This window comes from Streptomyces sp. HUAS MG56 (assembly GCF_058673395.1).
Window position 1 is genome coordinate 4682844 of record NZ_CM178722.1, and the last position, 17343, is coordinate 4700186.

General features: G+C 69.1%; 18 protein-coding genes. 10 read left to right on the top strand and 8 right to left on the bottom strand.

Translation table 11 applies throughout. The features are described 5' to 3' along the window. Positions 1 to 51 precede the first annotated feature (51 nt). Complete coding sequence (locus AC4OXY_RS22135) at positions 52 to 1440, bottom strand: peptidoglycan recognition protein family protein (RefSeq protein ID WP_491994494.1); 1389 nt, start codon at positions 1438 to 1440, stop codon at positions 52 to 54. Between the two features lie 128 nt (positions 1441 to 1568). Here AC4OXY_RS22135 and AC4OXY_RS22140 point away from each other — a divergent pair, with 128 nt between their 5' ends. The 4 genes from AC4OXY_RS22140 to AC4OXY_RS22155 all read left to right on the top strand — a co-directional run bounded on the left by AC4OXY_RS22140 (position 1569) and on the right by AC4OXY_RS22155 (position 7397). Beyond that, entirely contained in the window at positions 1569 to 2324 is a 756-nt protein-coding gene (locus tag AC4OXY_RS22140; protein ID WP_356035499.1) for a TIGR03089 family protein, read from the top strand. 111 nt (positions 2325 to 2435) lie between these two features. After that, on the top strand, positions 2436 to 3617 hold the full coding sequence (locus tag AC4OXY_RS22145) for an LCP family protein (protein ID WP_356035502.1): 1182 nt from the start codon (positions 2436 to 2438) through the stop codon (positions 3615 to 3617). A gap of 229 nt (positions 3618 to 3846) precedes the next feature. After that, positions 3847 to 5616 (top strand): LCP family protein, encoded by a 1770-nt coding sequence (locus AC4OXY_RS22150; protein ID WP_362823257.1) that lies wholly within the window; start codon positions 3847 to 3849, stop codon positions 5614 to 5616. Between the two features lie 143 nt (positions 5617 to 5759). Further along, positions 5760 to 7397 (top strand): LCP family protein, encoded by a 1638-nt coding sequence (locus AC4OXY_RS22155; RefSeq protein ID WP_491994495.1) that lies wholly within the window; start codon positions 5760 to 5762, stop codon positions 7395 to 7397. A 39-nt stretch (positions 7398 to 7436) separates the two neighbouring features. Here AC4OXY_RS22155 and AC4OXY_RS22160 read toward each other — a convergent pair whose 3' ends face one another. Beyond that, positions 7437 to 8465, bottom strand: a complete 1029-nt coding sequence (locus tag AC4OXY_RS22160) for a glycosyltransferase family 2 protein (RefSeq protein ID WP_491994496.1) — start codon at positions 8463 to 8465, stop codon at positions 7437 to 7439. A 128-nt stretch (positions 8466 to 8593) separates the two neighbouring features. Here AC4OXY_RS22160 and AC4OXY_RS22165 point away from each other — a divergent pair, with 128 nt between their 5' ends. Further along, the gene (locus tag AC4OXY_RS22165) at positions 8594 to 10099 is read left to right on the top strand and encodes an LCP family protein (RefSeq protein WP_491994497.1); all 1506 of its coding nucleotides are present in this window, start codon (positions 8594 to 8596) and stop codon (positions 10097 to 10099) included. A gap of 7 nt (positions 10100 to 10106) precedes the next feature. On the opposite strand, the gene AC4OXY_RS22170 is transcribed toward AC4OXY_RS22165, so the two are convergent. Continuing rightward, entirely contained in the window at positions 10107 to 10667 is a 561-nt protein-coding gene (locus AC4OXY_RS22170) for an acyl-CoA thioesterase (RefSeq protein ID WP_356035514.1), read from the bottom strand. A gap of 118 nt (positions 10668 to 10785) precedes the next feature. Between AC4OXY_RS22170 and AC4OXY_RS22175 the strand changes: the two genes are divergently transcribed. Then, a complete protein-coding gene (locus AC4OXY_RS22175) occupies positions 10786 to 12090 on the top strand; it encodes an LCP family protein (RefSeq protein WP_362823255.1) in 1305 nt (434 codons plus the stop codon). A gap of 64 nt (positions 12091 to 12154) precedes the next feature. Here the strand turns inward: AC4OXY_RS22175 and AC4OXY_RS22180 are convergent, their stop codons facing one another. The 4 genes from AC4OXY_RS22180 to AC4OXY_RS22195 all read right to left on the bottom strand — a co-directional run bounded on the left by AC4OXY_RS22180 (position 12155) and on the right by AC4OXY_RS22195 (position 14457). After that, entirely contained in the window at positions 12155 to 12520 is a 366-nt protein-coding gene (locus AC4OXY_RS22180; protein WP_356035519.1) for a four-helix bundle copper-binding protein, read from the bottom strand. Between the two features lie 332 nt (positions 12521 to 12852). Next, complete coding sequence (locus tag AC4OXY_RS22185) at positions 12853 to 13701, bottom strand: helix-turn-helix domain-containing protein (RefSeq protein WP_376287185.1); 849 nt, start codon at positions 13699 to 13701, stop codon at positions 12853 to 12855. A gap of 14 nt (positions 13702 to 13715) precedes the next feature. Next, positions 13716 to 14231 carry a DUF6879 family protein gene (locus tag AC4OXY_RS22190; RefSeq protein WP_376287188.1) on the bottom strand — a complete coding sequence of 172 codons (516 nt, stop codon included), beginning with the start codon at positions 14229 to 14231 and terminating at the stop codon, positions 13716 to 13718. Beyond that, the gene (locus AC4OXY_RS22195) at positions 14203 to 14457 is read right to left on the bottom strand and encodes a hypothetical protein (RefSeq protein WP_491994498.1); all 255 of its coding nucleotides are present in this window, start codon (positions 14455 to 14457) and stop codon (positions 14203 to 14205) included. Before AC4OXY_RS22195 ends, AC4OXY_RS22190 begins: the two co-directional genes overlap by 29 nt. Positions 14458 to 14958: 501 nt before the next feature. Here AC4OXY_RS22195 and AC4OXY_RS22200 point away from each other — a divergent pair. From AC4OXY_RS22200 to AC4OXY_RS22210, 3 genes are all read left to right on the top strand, one after another. Then, entirely contained in the window at positions 14959 to 15165 is a 207-nt protein-coding gene (locus AC4OXY_RS22200; protein ID WP_491994626.1) for a DUF7848 domain-containing protein, read from the top strand. Between the two features lie 96 nt (positions 15166 to 15261). After that, the gene (locus AC4OXY_RS22205; RefSeq protein WP_376287193.1) at positions 15262 to 15486 is read left to right on the top strand and encodes a DUF397 domain-containing protein; all 225 of its coding nucleotides are present in this window, start codon (positions 15262 to 15264) and stop codon (positions 15484 to 15486) included. Positions 15487 to 15570: 84 nt separating this feature from the next. Then, entirely contained in the window at positions 15571 to 16038 is a 468-nt protein-coding gene (locus AC4OXY_RS22210) for a hypothetical protein (protein ID WP_376287196.1), read from the top strand. Positions 16039 to 16085: 47 nt separating this feature from the next. On the opposite strand, the gene AC4OXY_RS22215 is transcribed toward AC4OXY_RS22210, so the two are convergent. Then, the gene (locus tag AC4OXY_RS22215; protein WP_491994499.1) at positions 16086 to 16322 is read right to left on the bottom strand and encodes a hypothetical protein; all 237 of its coding nucleotides are present in this window, start codon (positions 16320 to 16322) and stop codon (positions 16086 to 16088) included. A 752-nt stretch (positions 16323 to 17074) separates the two neighbouring features. On the opposite strand from AC4OXY_RS22215, the gene AC4OXY_RS22220 reads away from it, so the two are divergent. Further along, positions 17075 to 17284 carry a DUF7848 domain-containing protein gene (locus AC4OXY_RS22220; protein WP_491994500.1) on the top strand — a complete coding sequence of 70 codons (210 nt, stop codon included), beginning with the start codon at positions 17075 to 17077 and terminating at the stop codon, positions 17282 to 17284. Positions 17285 to 17343: the final 59 nt, after the last annotated feature.

A 17343-nucleotide genomic window follows, 5' to 3' on the forward strand; every position in this document is an offset into this window, starting at 1 on the left:
CGACGGCGGTGAACGCGAGCCCCGTTCACCGCGCCCGCGACGGCCGCCCGTTCAGCGTCCCTGGTAGTCGGAGGCAGCGGAACGAGCCGTTCCGAGCCTGGCATAGAGCGCCGCGCCGGGGCAGTCGGTGGCGAACCCGTCCCGATGGCCGGAGATCACGTTCAGCTGCACGTTCTTACCCTTCCGGTAGAGGTTGCCTCCACCCGACGTGAGATATGTCCTGCCTTGTGGATCGGCGCCGTTCAGCCCGAGCTTCCACGCGGTCAGCCGGGCGAGGGCCGTGACCACCGCGTCGGACGGCTCCGTCCCGGTGTATGTGCCGATCACGGCGATGCCCATGCTGTCGCCGTTGAACCCGAGAGTGTGCGCGCCGAGCACCGCCCTCGCCACGCCCCCGGCCCGGCCCTCGTAGACGGTTCCGCACTTGTCGACGAGGAAGTTGTAGCCGATGTCCCGCCAGCCCATGCTCTTGACGTGGTAGCGGTAGATACTGCGGATGACGGAGGGGGTCTGAGAGCAGCTGTACTGGTTGCCCGAGCCCGTGTGGTGCACGAAGGCCGCCTTGACCGTCCTCGTGTAGCCCAACCCGGGTTCGCGCAGTGACTCGTCCGCGCCCCAGCCCAGGCGGGTGACGATCCGCGGGCGCGCCCCGATGTACGACGCCGTCCGGGCCGGGCCCTTGAGGCGGGTGAGTTCCCGCTCGGTCGCCGCCTTGTCGAGCTCCGGGATCTCCAGGGCGCCGAAGCCCGCGACGTCGGTGTTGGCGGCGGAGGCCGCGCGCGCCGCCTCCGTGTCCGGAACGGTGTGGGGCGTGCCGGCCGGTGCGTCCGGCGGCGTTCCGTCGTCCCCCGGATCGACGAGTTCCAGCCGCAGCCCGGACGGCAACGGCGCCGAGGCCCGCGCTCCGGCCGCGCGGCGTCCGTCCCGCACCGGTACGGACGCCGCGCGGACCCGTACGTCCACCCCCTCCGAGGCCCCCACCCACAGCGGTGCGGTCGCCCCGCGCACCCGGCGCGAGGCCGCCTCCGCCGTGCCGGGGTCGGGGCCGTGTCCCCCGTTGTGCGTCTCGACGTCCTGCCAGTCGGACCAGGCCCCCGTGCCGGCCGCCCGCGTGCGCACCTGGACCTGGCCGCGCAGCTCGGCGCCGGGGTCGTCCCACACCACCCCGAGCAGCGAGAAGTGCTCGCCGCCCGCCCGGTACAGGCCCTGTTCCGGGGCGGCGCCGAGGACGCGCGCGCGGGAGAGGGGGGCGAGGGGCAGCGAGCGGGTGCTTCCCGGGTCGCCGGCCCCGGACACGGCGGTCGCGGCGGACACGGCGGCCACGGGCGCGGCGTTCGCGGTGTTCGCGGGCAGGGGCAGGGAGGGGAGCGCGAGAGCGGTGGCAGCGCACGCGGTGGCAATCAGGGGCACACCGGAAAAATGGGTGAGAAGTCCACGCATAGTTACGATCTTGAACACAGTCAGACAAGTCTGTCCACAGGTGATCTGACGGACCGTCGGAAAGGTTCCGCCGAACCGGTGGCACGGGCACGCACGGCCGGTGACCGCCCGCGCGTACCCTTTCCCGGGTGAACGCCACCGATCGCACCCCTGCCGACCTGCTGGCTTCCGCGCTCGCCGCGGACCCCGGCCGCCCGCTGGTGACCTTCTACGACGACGCCACGGGCGAACGTGTCGAACTGTCCGTGGCCACGTTCGCCAATTGGGTGGCCAAGACCGCGAACCTCCTTCAGGGCGAACTCTCCGTCGAGCCCGGCGACCGGGTCGCCCTGCTGCTGCCCGCGCACTGGCAGACGGCCGTGTGGCTGCTGGCCTGTGCGTCGGTGGGCGCCCTCGCCGACGTGGGCGGGGAGCCGTCCGTGGCCGACGTGGTGGTCAGCGGGCCGGACTCGCTGGACGCGGCGCGGGCGTGCCGGGGCGAGCGGGTCGCTCTCGCGTTGCGGCCGCTGGGCGGGCGCTTCCCGCAGCCGCCGGACGGGTTCCTCGACTACGCCGTGGAGGTGCCGGGGCAGGGCGACCGGTTCGTGCCGTTCGCTCCGGTGGACGCGGACGCGCCGGCGCTGATCGTCGCCGGCGCGGAGTTCAGCGCGGCCGAGGTCGTGCAGAAGGCGCTCGCCGACGCGGCGGAGCTGGAGCTGACGGGGCCCGGTTCGCGGCTGCTGTCGGGGCTGCCGTACGACACCTGGGAGGGGCTGAGCGCGGGGCTGTTCTCGCCGCTCGCCTCCGGTGGGTCCGTGGTGCTCTGCCGGCATCCGGACCGGCTGGGCGAGGAGGCGCTCGCCCAGCGGATCGAGAGCGAGCGGGTGACCGCGGTACGGCGGTAGGGGCCGTTCTCCCCCGCTCGGACTAGCTGAGGGCGCCGCCCGCCGCCATCCCGGCCATCGTCGAGAGAGCAGCACGTGACGCTCGTACGCCGATGAGGGGGTGCCCCGCCCGTGACCGACACCGCAGGCAGGGCCCTCGGTCCCGGGCTCGGGGCCTCGGCCGTCGGGGACGGGCCGGCGCGGAGGCGTCGGCGGCGGTGGATGCGGCGGGGGGCGCTCGGGCTGGCCGCGTCCGTCGCGGCGGCCGCCGGGGGCGGCTGGCTCCTCTACGCCGCCCTCGACGCCAACATCACCGCGGACGACGCGGCCGCCCGGGAGCTCGCCCGGTACGAGCGGGAGCGCCCCACCGCGCTGGTGAAGGGTGCGCAGAACATCCTGCTGATCGGCTCCGACACCCGGTCCGGGGACGGCAACGCGCGCTACGGGCGGGATCTGGGCAGCGAGCGGTCCGACACCACGATCCTGCTGCACCTCGCCGCGAACCGGCGCAGCGCCACCGCCGTGTCGCTGCCGCGAGACCTGATGGTGGACGTCCCCCGCTGTCTGCGGGCGGACGGCAGTCGCAGCGCGCCGGTGTTCACGATGTTCAACAGCGCCTACGCGGTGGGGGGTTCGGCCTGTTCGATCCGTACCGTCGAGAAGCTGACGGGTATCCGGATCGACCATCACGTGGTCGTGGACTTCAGCGGGTTCAAGGAGATGGTGGACGCCGTCGACGGGGTGCGCGTCTGCCTGAAGGAGCCCGTCCACGACAAGGCGGCCAGGCTGACGCTGCCCGCGGGGGAGGTCATGCTGGACGGCGAGCAGGCGCTCGGGTTCGTCCGGGCCCGCGAGTCGCTGGGCGACGGCAGCGACACCGAGCGGATGGAACGGCAGCAGCAGTTCCTCGGCGCACTCGTCAACAAGATGCAGAGCAGCGACGTACTGCTGAATCCGGTGAAGCTCTATCCGGTGCTGGACGCGGCGACCTCTTCACTGACCGCCGATCCGGAACTGGCCAGTCTGCGCGGCTTGTACCAATTGGTGCGGGGGCTGCGCAACATTCCCATCAAACAGGTGCAGTTCCTGACGGTACCGAGGAAGCCGTACGTCCACGACGCCAACCGTGACCAACTCGTGGAGCCGGAGGCCGGGAAACTGTTCACGCGGCTGCGCGCCGATCAGCCCGTGGCGGTGGCCCGGGAAACGCCCGGGAAGACCGCGCGGCCCGGCGGGGACACGGGCGGCAAGGGCTCGCCCTCCCCCGCGCCGACCTTCCGCGGCAGTACGGCCGCCGAGCACGGCTGCGCGTGAGCGCACACCGGCGCGCCCGAATTCCGTTCAGAATATGAGGGGGATTGCCCAGTTGTAGGGAGGGCGAATTTGTCACCGGCGTCGCTGGACGCTGAACTGGGCGGATAGTGTGAGCGATCCGGTGCACCCGGCGCGAGGCCAGTCCTGGAGCCGTGCACCGATTCACCGAGACCCGAGCGCCTTTGCGGGGGAAGGCGCCGCGTGGCCCCGACGGAGGATTCGGACAACCGTGGACGCGCAAGGCCGTGGGCGGGCGGACAACATCGATCCCGCCGACCAGTGGGTACTCAATCCGAATACCGGCGAATACGAACTGCGACTGGGTACTTCCGCAGCGCAGTCGCAGGTGCCCTCTCCCCGCAGACCGGCCGCCCAGGAGGGCGGCGGTGCGCGGCGCCGCCGTAACGACATGGCCGCCGGGGAGACCCGGGAGATGAGCCAGGTGGGCGGCGCCGAGGTGCCCCGGCCGCGCTCGGCCCGGCGCCGGGGCGGCGAGCCGGAGACCCCGCAGGGGCGACGCGCCGCGCGACGGCCGGCGCAGAGGGACGGGAAGAAGAAGTCGAAGGCCAAGAAGGTCCTCGCGTGGACCGCGGGCGGCACGGCGTTCGTGCTGGTCGCAGCGGGTGCCGCCGGCTATCTCTATCTCCAGCACCTCGAAGGCAACATCAGCTCGACCGACGTCGGCGACGCGGGCTCCAAGGGCTTCAGCAAGGACGAGGCCTTCAACCTCCTGGTCATCGGCACCGACAAGCGCACGGGCAAGGGCAACGAGGGCTACGGCGACGCGGGCAGCGTCGGGCACGCGGACACCAACATCCTGCTGCACGTGTCCAAGGACCGGACGAACGCCACCGCGCTGAGCATCCCGCGCGACCTGATCGTCAACATCCCGGACTGCCCGACGAAGCAGCCGGACGGCAGCACCAAGGTGATCCCCGGCACGGAGAACGTGCGCTTCAACACGAGCCTCGGGCAGGACGGCCGCGACCCGGGCTGCACCATGCGCACCGTCGAGGAGGTCACCGGCATCCACGTGGACCACTTCATGATGGCCGACTTCAACGCGGTGAAGACCCTGTCGACCGCGGTGGGCGGCGTCGAGGTGTGCGTCGCGCACCCGGTGAACGACAAGGAGTCCCATCTGAAGCTGCCCGCGGGCAAGTCGGTGGTGGAGGGCGAGCAGGCCCTCGCCTTCGTGCGCACCCGGCACAGCTTCGGCAACCAGGGCGACCTGGACCGCATCAAGGTCCAGCAGCAGTTCCTGGGTTCGCTCATGCGCAAGATGTCCTCCAGCGACACCCTCACCAACCCCTCCAAGCTGCTGGACCTGGCCGAGGCCGCGACCAAGGCGCTGACCGTCGACACCGGCATCAAGAGCATCAGCACCCTCAAGGACATGGCGCTGGAGATGAAGAAGGTGCCGCCGAAGAACATCACCTTCACCACGGTGCCGGTGATAGACAACCCGGCCGAGAAGGTCCACGCGACCGTCGTCGTGAACCAGTCGACGGCACCCGCGGTCTTCCAGGCGATCCAGAACGACGTCTCCTTCACCGACGTGAAGAAGAAGCAGAAGGCGGCGAAGGACGCCCAGGCCGCCCAGCTCAAGGGCAGCAGGTCCGCGCCGTCGGACGTGCGGGTGCGGATCCTCAACGGCGGTGCCCAGTCGGGCAGCGCGCAGGAGGAGCTGTCCTGGCTGCAGACCGACAAGGGCGTGCTGAAGTCGGAGAACGCGGGCAACGCACCGGCCGAGGTGAAGAACACCACGCTGGAGTACGCCCCCGACCAGGCCGCCCAGGCCCGGGAACTGGCCGCCCTGATGGGGCTGCCCGGCTCGGCGCTCGTCCCCGGCAAGAGCGTGATCAACTCCCAGGGTCTGCCGGCGATGACGCTGACCCTGGGCAAGGACTTCAAGGGCGCCGGTGTCTCGCTCACCGCTCCGTCGAAGGCACCGAAGGTCGACGGGTCGACGGCCGGCGAGGCCAAGTGCGCTTCATAGGTAACCCTTCGGGCCCGTCGTGCGTCTAACCCGACGCGGGACGGGCCCGTTTTCATGACCAGGGGTGGGGCGCAAGGGTGGGGAGGGCAGGAAGTTTGGCGCAGAGCGATGTGCGGGGAGAGGCTCCCGCGGAGGGCGACACGATGTCGCTCACGCCGCGGTCCACGGACGCGGCGGACGGCTCCGGCCGGCACGGCGGAGGCCGGCCGCCGGGCGGCGCGAAGACCGACCGGCGACGACGCAGACGGCGCGCCCTGCGCTGGTCGGCGAGCGTGCTCGCGGTGGTCATACTCGGCGCGGCGGGCGCCGGCTACCTCTACTACCAGCACCTCAACGGCAACATCCAGAAGGGCGCGCGCAGCAGCGGCGACTCCAAGGCGCACAAGACCGCGCCGAACGCCGCCGGGCAGACCCCGCTGAACATCCTGCTGATCGGCTCGGACAGCCGCAACTCGCCCGAGAACCTGCAGCTCGGCGGCAGCAGGGACAGCGTCGGGGGCCCTCCGAACGCGGACGTGCAGATGCTCATCCACCTGTCCGCGGACCGCAAGAGCGCCGCGATGGTGAGCATCCCCCGGGACACCCGGGTCGACATCCCCCGGTGCACGGACTCCGAGACGGGCAAGGTCTACCCGGCGACGAACAACATCATCAACACCACCCTGGCCCGCGGCGGGGCCGGCTGCACGCTGTCCACCTGGGAGAACCTCACCGGGGTCTACATCGACCACTGGATGACGATCGACTTCTCCGGTGTGGTGAGCATGGCGGACGCCATCGGCGGAGTGGACGTCTGTGTGAAGCAGAACGTGTGGGACCACCCGACCGCGGCCCAGCGCGGCGGCTCCGGACTGAAGCTGACGGCCGGCACGCACAAGGTCCAGGGCGTACAGGCGTTGCAGTGGCTGCGTACCCGGCACGCCTGGGGCAGTGACCTGATGCGGGCGCGCGCCCAGCACATGTACCTGAACTCGATGATGCGCACGCTGCGGCAGCAGAACGTCTTCACCGACACCGGGCGCCTGATGAACCTGGCCGAGGCGGCCACCAAGTCCCTGAAGGTCTCCGAGGAGATCGGTACGGTCAAGAAGCTGTACGACCTGGGCATGGAGATGAAGTCGGTGCCGTCCGACCGCATCACGTCGGTGACGATGCCCAACATCGAGGATCCGCAGGACCCCACGAACCACGTGGTGCCGGACACGGCGAACGCCGACAAGCTGTGGCAGATGCTCCGCGACGACGTGCCGCTCGACAAGAACGGCAAGGACGACGGCGGCGGCAAGGGCGCGGACACGAAGCAGCCCGCGGACAAGACGGACACCGCGGACAAGTCCGGGAAGACGGCCAAGGCCCCCTCGACGGACCCGGCCCGGCTCGGGGTGCTGGTGCAGAACGCCACCCAGAGCTCGACCGAGGCGGCGGTGCCGGGCCGGGCGGGGGCGATCGGCCAGGCCCTCGCGCAGCAGGGCTACGCGAGGGCGGCGGCGGACACCTCCGTGACGCAGTCCGTGGACAAGACGGTCGTGCAGTACCCGAGCGCGGACCTGGCGGGCGACGCCCAGGCCGTGGCCAAGGCGCTGGGTATTCCGGCGGGTTCGGTGCAGCAGTCGACCGGGGTGTCCGGAGTCACGGTCGTCGTCGGCGCGGACTGGCGCACCGGCACGTCGTACCCCCGGCAGTCGAAGCCGAAGGCCGGGGACATCCCCACGGGTTCCGACGCCGTCAACGGCTCGGACACGTCGCAGTGCATGGACGTGTACAAGCCGTATCAGTGGTAGCGGAAGGGCCCCTGCCGGAGAGGGGCCCTGTTCGCCGGCTCAGTGCGAGCTGAGGACCGCCGGCCGCCGGGACGCGATGACCTTCTTCGCCAGCGACCTCGGGCTGGTCAGGAAGCCCCAGCCCCACGACATGTGCATGGTGGCGAGGGCCACGGGGATCTGCAGGCGGGCCTTCAGGGGCAGGCCCCTGCCCGCCGGGACGGAGCCCGCGGCGATCGCCGCGAGGTAGCCGCCGGGGACGACGAAGCCCCACGGGGTGAGAACGGCGCCGACCACGACGCCCGCCGCCAGCGCGCACACCGCGGTCGGCGGGGCGAGGTAGCGCAGGTTGATCGAGCCGGAGTGGTAGCGCGCGACGACGTGCCGCCAACGGCCGTAGTCCTTGTACTGCTTGGCCAGCGCCCGCACGGAGGGCCGCGGCCGGTACGACACCTTCAGCTCCGGCGAGAACCAGATCAGGCCGCCGGCCTCCCGTATGCGGAAGTTCAGCTCCCAGTCCTGGGCGCGGATGAACTCCTCGTTGTAGCCGCCCTGCCGCTCCAGCGCCTCCCGGCGGAAGACGCCGAGGTAGACCGTCTCGGTGGGGGCGGCCTCGCCGCCCGTGTGGAAGGCGGCGTTCCCGACCCCGATCTTCGAGGTCATGGCGGCCGCGACGGCGTGCTCCCAGTCGTTCTCGCCCTCGGCGTGCATGATGCCGCCGACGTTCTGCGCGCCGGTCTCCTCCAGGAGCCGGACGGCGGTCGTGATGTAGTTCGGCGAGAGGATGCCGTGGCCGTCGACGCGGACCACGATCGGATGCCGGGAGGCCTTGATCGCCGCGTTCAGCGCCGCGGGCGTACGGCCGGTCGGGTTCGCAACGGTGTGCACGCGCGCGTCTTCGGCCACGAGCCGGGCCGCGATCTCGTCCGTGCGGTCCGTGGACGGACCGAGGGCGATCACGACTTCCATCTCGCCGGCGTACTCCTGCGCGAGGATCGCTTGGACGGCCCCGCGCAGATGCCGCTCCTCGTTGAGGACGGGCATGATCACGGAAACAGCGGGGAGCCGCACGTCGGACTTGGCGTTCATAGGGGGCTCACGTTACCGCGAACGGGGGACACCTTTGCGTGCCGCAGGGGCGCAGGACCGGGCTGGAGATCGTATCGGCCTACCGTGCTCACGGATCCCACGTACGGCCTCGCCCGGAGGTGTCCCCCTTGGCCAGCCCGCCCCGGTCCCCCGCGCCTCCGCAGCGCCGACCGCAGCCGCCCCGCCGTGTGCCGCGCCCGCCCGTAGGGCCGGTGAGGTCCCTGCGCACCCCCCGCCGGCCGCGTTGGGCCATGCGGGCGCTGTGCACACTGTCCGTGGTGGTGCTGGCCTCGGCCGGGATCGGGCACACGGTGATCAGCAGCCTGGACGCGGGCATCACACGGGTCGACGCGTTCAAGGACATGAAGAACCGGCCCCGGGCGGGCCACGGGATGAACGTGCTGCTGGTCGGCACCGACGGCCGCGACAAAATCACCGAGCAGGAGCGGCGGGCGTACCGGCTGGGCGGGGCGCCCTGCCATTGCACGGACACGATGATGATCGTGCACATCTCGGAGAACCGGGACCGGGCCACCGTGGTGAGCCTGCCGCGCGACTCCTACGCCGAGGTGCCCGCCCGCACCGACCAGGCCACCGGGCAGCAGCACCCGGCGCACCCGATCAGGCTGAACGCCGCCTACTCCGAGGGCGGCCCCCAGCTGACCGTCCGCGCGGTCGAGAACATGACCCATGTGAAGATCGACCACTATCTGGAGGTCGACTTCACCAGCTTCATGAAGACCGTGGACGTCCTCGGCGGGGTGAAGATCTGCACGCCGACCCCGCTGAAAGACACGTACAGCGGGCTCGACCTCGCGCCCGGCACGCACACCCTCAAGGGCGGGCAGGCGCTGCAGTACGTGCGGGCCCGGCACGTCGACGGCACCAGCGACCTGGGGCGGATGAAGCGGCAGCAGCGGTTCCTGGCCTCGCTGATCGAGAAGGCCGCCTCCTCGGGGGTGCTGCTGAACCCGATGCGGTTCAGGGACGTGGCCCGGGCGGTGCTCGGCTCGGTCCGCGCCGACGAGACCTTCGGCACGGACGAACTGCTCGACCTCGGCCGGGCCATGCGGGACTTCTCGCCCTCCTCCTCCGAGTTCGTCACCGTGCCCATCGGGCAGATGAACTACGAGGTCAGGGGCATCGGCTCGACCCTGAAGTGGGACCAGGCGAAGGCGGACGAGCTGTTCACGTCCCTGCGCGACGACAAGCCGCTCACCGCGGACCAGCCGCGGCACGACGGCCCGGCACCGGCCCCGGTGACCCCGGTGGACGTGGATCCGGGGCAGGTCCGGGTCCAGGTGGCGAACGGCTCGGCCACCCTGGGACTGGCCAAGCGGGTGGACGCGGCGCTGGCGGAGGCGGGCTTCACCACGACCCGGCAGCCGGTGACGGCCCCGGCCCATGTCCCGCACTCGGTCATCTCCTACGACCCCCGCTGGGACCGCTCCGCCCGCGCCCTCGCCGCGGCCCTGCCGGGCGCCGAGCTGCGGGCCGTACCGGGGCAGGGGCAGCTGCTGAGGCTGACGGTCGCGGCGGACTTCAAGGACGTGCACAAGGTGCGCTTCGAGGACCCGGGGCAGCCGGCCCCGCGCGCGGTGCGCGGCAGCGACGTGGTGTGCGCGGGGTCCTAGGACCCGGTCAGTCCTCGAACCCCTCGGCAAGGCGCCGCTCCCGCAGCTCCCGGATCGCCCGGCGGCGGGCCAGGCGGTGCGTGCGGCGGATCTGGGCCTCCTGGTAGCGGCGCCGGTCGCGGTCGGTCTCCGGAACCACCGCGGGCACCCGGCGCGGCTTGCCGTCGGCGTCGACGGCGGCGAAGACCAGATAGGCCGAGCCGACCTGCGTCGCCGGGGCCGACTCGTTCCAGCGCTCGGCCAGGACCCGGACGCCGACCTCCATGGAGGTCCGGCCGGTCCAGTTGACCTGGGCCTTCACATGGACCAGGTCGCCGACGCGGACCGGCTCCAGGAAGGCCATCTCGTCCATGGACGCGGTGACGGCGGGACCGCCGGAGTGCCGGCCCGCCACCGCGCCCGCCGCGTCGTCGACCAGCTTCATGATCACGCCGCCGTGCACCGTGCCCAGAAGGTTGGTGTCGTTGTGGGTCATGATGTGGCTGAGAGTGGTGCGTGAGGCGGACGTCGGCTTGCCTGGTATGTCCGGTTCCATGTCCCGTTCCACGTCCGTGGCCTGGTCTGTCATGCCCTCCACCTTATGCCGATGCGACTTTCACGGAATTTGTGTCGGCTTCGCAACAGCGCCGCTCCTATTTTCCGACAGCTCTTGTACGGCCCATGTCCGCGCCCTGCACACTGGGCCCATGAATGACTGGCCCGAGGGATGGTCCGACGACAACCGCGGCCCGCGCTACGGGCGCGGCAGCTCCGACGCACAGCCGGAGGGCGCCCAGGTGATGCGCCAGGTGCGGCGCGGCCCGGCGACACCGCCCGGGCAGCGCTCGGCGTACGGCAACCGCGGCCCGGCCGCCCCGCCGTACGGGGCGGCCGGCGTGCCGCAGCAGCCGTCGTACGACGACGGTTACGGCGAGTACGACAGCGGCTACAACACGGGCCAGGTCTACGGCGGTCCCGGCGGGGGCGGGCCGGAGGGGCCGGGCGGTGCGCCGGTCCGGGGGGCGCGTCCCGCGCCGAACTGGCGGCGGCGGATCAAGTGGACCGTGCTCACGCTGGCGACCGTGCTGGTCGTCACGTCGGTCGCGACCTACTTCTGGGCCGACTCCAAGCTGCGCCGCGAGGTCGACCTGTCCCAGGTGATCGACCGGCCCGCGTCGGGCTCCGGCACGAACTACCTGATCGTCGGCTCGGACAGCCGCGAGGGCATGTCCAAGGCGGACGAGCAGAAGCTGCACACCGGCTCCGCCGAGGGCAAGCGCACGGACTCGATGATGATCCTGCACGTCGGCGACAACGGCGACACGCTGGTCTCGCTGCCGCGCGACTCGAACGTGACCGTCCCGTCGTACAAGGGCTCCACGTCCGGGAAGGTCTACCCGGCGCACGGCCGGCAGGAGAAGCTCAACGCGACCTACGCCGAGGACGGGCCGACGCTGCTGGTCCGCACGATCGAGGCGAACACGGGTCTGCACATCGACCACTACGTGGAGATCGGCTTCCAGGGCTTCGCGAACATCGTGGACGCGGTCGGCGGTGTCGATATCAACATCGACAAGGGCTTCTCGGACAAATGGTCCGGCGCGAACTTCAAGGCGGGCCAGCAGACGCTGAACGGCGCACAGGCCCTCGCCTTCGTCCGCACCCGGCACGCCTTCGCCGCGAGCGACCTCCAGCGCACCAAGAACCAGCAGAAGTTCCTGTCGGCACTGGCCCACCAGGTGGCGACGCCCTCGACGATCCTGAACCCCTTCACGTTCTACCCGGTGATGGGCGCGGGCCTGGACTCGCTGATCGTCGACAAGGACATGGGCCTGTGGGACCTGGCCTCGATGTTCTGGGCGATGAAGGGGGTCCAGGGCGGTGCCGGCACGTCCCTGAACATGCCGATCTCCGGCTCGGTCGGCGGCAACCTCGTCTGGGACAAGACGAAGGTGAAGACGCTGGTGGACGAGCTGAACAACGACCAGAAGGTCACCGTCTCCGGCAACTAGACCGGTCCGTGCACGCAGCCGAGGGCGCCCCCGGGGGCGCCCTCCGCCGTGGCCGGCCGCGCTCTCACATAGCGGCGCCCGCCATCGTCCGGCACATCTGCGCCGCGCGGCGACACGCCTCCGCGCAGCGCATCATCTGCGGGTCGTCCGGCATCGTCATACACGCCTCGACACACATGTCGCACGCCTTGGCGCACATCGCGCACATCTCGCCCGCCATGGGCGAGCGGCGCATCATCATGTCGGCGCACATGCGGGTCGTCTCGGAGCAGTCCATGAGCGCACGCATGATCTTCATCTGCACCTGCCCGCCCATGTGCATGCAGGAGCTCATGGTCTCCTCGCACATACGGTGCGCGGTCATGCAGGCGTCGACGCACTCCTGCATCTGCTGCGTCATGGGCTTCATCGTCATTCCGGACTGGGTCATGGCTCCTCCTGGGGGAAGTGGGACCCCTGGACGGGTCCCCGCGTGCTTCTGTCCTATGTCAGGCGCCGGGGTCCCGCATGTGACCGACCGGTCGGCAGGTGCCCCCGGGCAGCGAAAAGGCGCCCCAGAGGGCGCCTTTCACCGAGCCGTGAACTCCCGTGCCGTTACGGCAGGTTGCGGGCCATCACGATCCGCTGGACCTGGTTCGTGCCCTCGTAGATCCCTTTGCCTTACAGGTCACATGGCGTTGACCTGCACGAACATACCCTTCAGGAGGTACTCCCCCAGCATTTCCCCATGATCACTACCGAGGGGTGCACCGACATCGCTTGTCACGTGAGGGAGGCCACCGCATCCGCTATCAGGGAACGTGCCGCTGCTCCCCTCGCGGCCACCTGCGAGAGCCGGTCAAAGGCTCGGGCGTACAACTCGACCTGGCTGGGCTGCGTGAGGGTGGCAGCAGCATCCAGCGTGTCCGCGTGCACCCTGGTGCCGTCGAAGATCGTGAAGGTTGGCATCGGCCACATAGTCCGCTGCGCCGAGAACGGGACGATCCCCACGGCAACGTTCTGGAGATCCATGACCCCGAGCAGATGACCAAGCTGCGCTGCCATCGTCTCTGCGCTGCACAGCCGGTACCGCAACACGGACTCCTCCAGTACAAACGAGAACCGGCGTGTGCCGTTGCTCAGCACCCCGTTACGCCTCATGCGGGCCGTCACAGCGTCACTCACGTCATCCGGGGTTCCTCGGAAGTCTGCAATGGATGACAGCAGGGCAGTGGCGTATCCGGGCGTCTGGAGGAATCCGGGAATCACGTCGGAGACGTAGATCCGGAATAGCTTGGTTTGTTGGTACAGATCACCTGTGGACTCTTGCAGGCGACGTAGGCCGCTCCGCTGGAGTCGTCTCCACTGCACGTGAGCATCGGCGGACTGTCTGTTAGCCGCGATCAAGTCGGGGACCTGATCATCAGCGGCGCAGGCTCGGCACCACGCTCTAATGTCCCTATCGGAGGGAGGCGTCTTCGCGTTCTCGATCCTGGATGACTTCGACTCTGACCAACCGCACCTGACGGCCAGCTCCCGCCCGCTGATCCCCGCATCCTTCCGGATCTCACGCAGACGGCCGGCCAGCTCTTCGCGGACCTGCTGAACGCGTGAGGACGGGTGTGTGGGCACGGAGCTGGCTTTCGTCAGATCTTGTACAGGTGGTGCGGGATCGCTCGCTCCCAGACTGCTTCGAACGCGGCGGAGCACAGCTTCACGGCTTCTGGGTCCGTCGTTACCTCGTCCTCCACCACCGCACCGTCACCTGAGAAGTGGTGCACCCGTAGCAGCGCACCATCGAACAACCAGAAGTCATTCCCTGGCAGAGGGATACTCGTGGCCCGTCGCCGTGGCAACCACCGCACTTCCTCACCGGCCGTGACGTTGGCGCGGGTGACGTAGTGCTCCCACCGGATGTAATCCGATACCGGCTCGGAGACCACCCGGGCTCGGCGAATCGCCACGCCCCGGGCCACGGTGTCCGTGATCAATTGGTCGTAGGGGTGCCACCAGGATTCACGGTCCTCCCAGTTGATCCGCTCGCCCCTCTTCCAGGCCTCGAACCGATCCGTTGGCGCGTAGGCGTCACGCAGCTCCAGGTGGACAGCGGACCGCTCGCACTGGCCAAGCAGCTCAGCGAAGCTGGGCACGCTCGACAGCATCACACGCCTCCCTGATCATCGGGATCATCCGGGCCGGAATCCTCACGATGGCTTCGCTCTCGGGCACCGGACCGTTCGCGGGGCTGCTTGCCTCGCAGTCCGCCTGAGTCTCAGTGCTCGGCTTCCACCCCTGCAACAAGACCTCCTGAGCTTCGGCGTCTGCCCACACGGTGGGGCAGTGGTCCCGGTCCGTGTCGGGGTCGATTCCAATGAACTCTACGGCCATGGCTGGCTCCCTGGTCTAGGTGCTTGCTCGGGCTTGCATCAGCGTCGTTGACCTGTGGAGACAGCGTCAATATGGCTACCAGCCACAAGAATTGGCGTGCAAGCTCGTGCAAGTTTGTGGAGCCCGACAGTCGCCACTTCCTACGGTCGGCACATCGACGCGGAAACGATCGGGAGGGCGCGGCGTGATGGGCGAAAGCAGGGCGCGGGGCACCGAACCGGCTGATCATCTGGGCAGCAGTGAGGCCCGACAGTTCCTATCCCGTCTCTCCGATGCATTCGGCGTAGGCGGCGTGCTCATGGTGCACAAGAGCGATCCTGGCCCCGAAGGCGCCGACATGGCGCCCAGTTCGGCCTTGCGCTGGCCCCGGTGCGAGTGTGGGATCCCGAAGTGTCCTGACTACAAGACCCCGCCGAATGGGTCGACAGAGGGACTGAGCAGCAGAGTTGCCGAAGCCAACGCGCAGAGCCGTAGGGGCCGGCTGTGACCATCAGAACGGTGATGCGGTACGTGATGCACAGGATCACCGAGCACCCGGATACGGACGTGACCTTTGAGGCTGAGTGCCTGCACTGCAAGTGGAAGGCGACACCTTCCACCGAGTCGGCATCCCTCGATGTGGAGTGCATAAGCCACACGGGCCGCTCTGGTCACGCCGGTTTCCGACGTATCAGGACCTCGTTCGCCATGGTCGTTCGCGCCGAGTAGAGCCCCTGCCGCAGTTGTGGCGGACCTGGACTCCCGCCCGCTACGGGCGGCGGCGGTCAGTCATGGCCGCGATTAGTTGAGCAGGAAGGTGCAGTGATGCAGAACGGAACCGACCTGTACGCGCTCGACATCAGTGGGGCCTCGTTCGTCCAGGCGTGCGGTGGCCCCTGCACCGAGGGGTGCGTGACCCTGGCCCGCATCGGCGAGGACGCCTGGGCCCTCAGTGACAGCAAGCGGCCGAACGCAGAGCCGCTGCGCTTCACTACGGAGGAGCTGGACGCGGCCGGTATCGACCCGGCCCGCTTCGGCCTGAACGTCTGATCCTCCCCCTCTAGCCAGCCGGGCCGGGTCCATCCCCCGTCCCTGGGTTCGGCCCGGCTGGCACTCCTCGGAACGGAACGACTGGTGCACCACCACGGCTATCTATGGACCGGCCCGAAAGAGCGTTTCGACAATGAGGCCCTGCGGCGACCTCCACATCCTGAGCCGCCCCCGGCCGGAAGCAGGCCAGAACTGATCCTTCGTTACCGCGAGGTGGCCGCAGAGTTCCCCACGTCGGATCTCCCGCCGCTGGAAACGGCGTACTGGCTCGTCAAGCCCCATTCACTGGTTCGGGGCACGTGGGATGAGGCGAAGGAAGCTGCGGCCTGGCTCGGTGAGCGTCTGCCCGAGTACACCCCCCGTTTCGCATCGGAGAGGGACCGAGACACCACGCGCCTGGCCCGACGGGTGAACGCTGCTGCCGAACAACTGCACTCAGGTGCTGATGTGTCGTACGGCTTCTACCTCGAACGTCCCTCGTATCTGTCCCTGGCAGTGGTGACGTGCTCCCCGAATCGTTCGCACCCTGAACTGGCCTGCCCAGTCGCGTAGTCCAAGCAACGAGAGAGCCCCGGCCTTCGAGCTGGGCTTTTCTTTGTTTAGGCACTCCTCTTCTTGACCGATTCGGGACGGTTGTCCGGCCACCCCTCCGCCTTGGCTTTTTGAACCTCCTCGGCGAAGCGCGCGCGGTAGTACCCGATACCTATGTCACTGGGGTACTTGAAGGGAGTTGCCCAGATGAACCACGCCCGGCGTTTCGGGTCTGCTATCTCGGCCGCAACCGTGTCGAGATCATCGAACAGCGTCAACACTTCTTCATGTATAGACAGGTACATGTCCCGAAGACTCTTGCCGCCGAAGTCTGACTTTTGGGCTGTTCCCTTCCCGCTCCACCGGGAGCGCAGATCCCATCCAATCATCAACTCGGCCGGCGTCTTGTCGCCCTTACGTTGGTCGCAATCGTGGCAGGCTGGCACGAGGTTCGACGAGTCGTCTGCTCCCCCGTCAGAGGTTGCTGTGTGTACTGCGGCGGAGCTTCAGAGACCATGGATCACGTAATCCCGTTGGGTCGTCACACTCGACCATCTTGTTCGCGTCCGCGTTACTTACGCCGGACACACGCCAGCCCACCGCTTCGCACAGGCCGGCGGCCCGTCGTTGTGGCCGATGTGAGAGCTGATCCAGCCACCCGAGGCGCCGATGATGCAGGCGACGAGAAGCACCTTCGGCCAGCCGTAGCGGTCAACGATGTTTCTCAGCGGGCGGTTGCCCTGTGTCGTTGGCATGTAGATGGACCCCCCACATGGTTCGTGTGATCGGTGATCATATGTGGTTGATCAGTGAACGAGAAGAGGGTCCCTGAAGATCAGGGACCCCTCCGGAATCATCTCACCTGTTCTTCGGTTCGCCCCAACTCTGGGAATTATTAAGCCTGTTCCACTTGCTAGTAACTCTGCTGCACCTGCCCTGTACCGGCTTGGCTTGCCGGTGCTTCGGTCCCTCGCTGGACTTCACTTGCCCGTGATGCCCCGTTCCATCCTTTGCTGGATCGAACACAAGATCACCAACCCGGCACTCGAATACTGACGTGACCTTCGAGGCCGAGTGTCTGACGTATGAGTGCGACCGGCAGGCCACCCCTTCAACGGATGGGGCCTCCGTCGATGTCGGGTGCATAAGCCATACCGGCCGGACCGGACATGGTGGCTTCCGGCGCCTCTGCACGTCCTTCGCCCTGGTGGTGTGGGAGGAGGAACAATCTGATGTACGCGCCGAAGCCGGTCTAGGTGCACTTTGACGGCTATACGGCTGACGCCTCCGAGCCCCGGCAAGATGTCCCCCGTGGCTGGCAGGGGT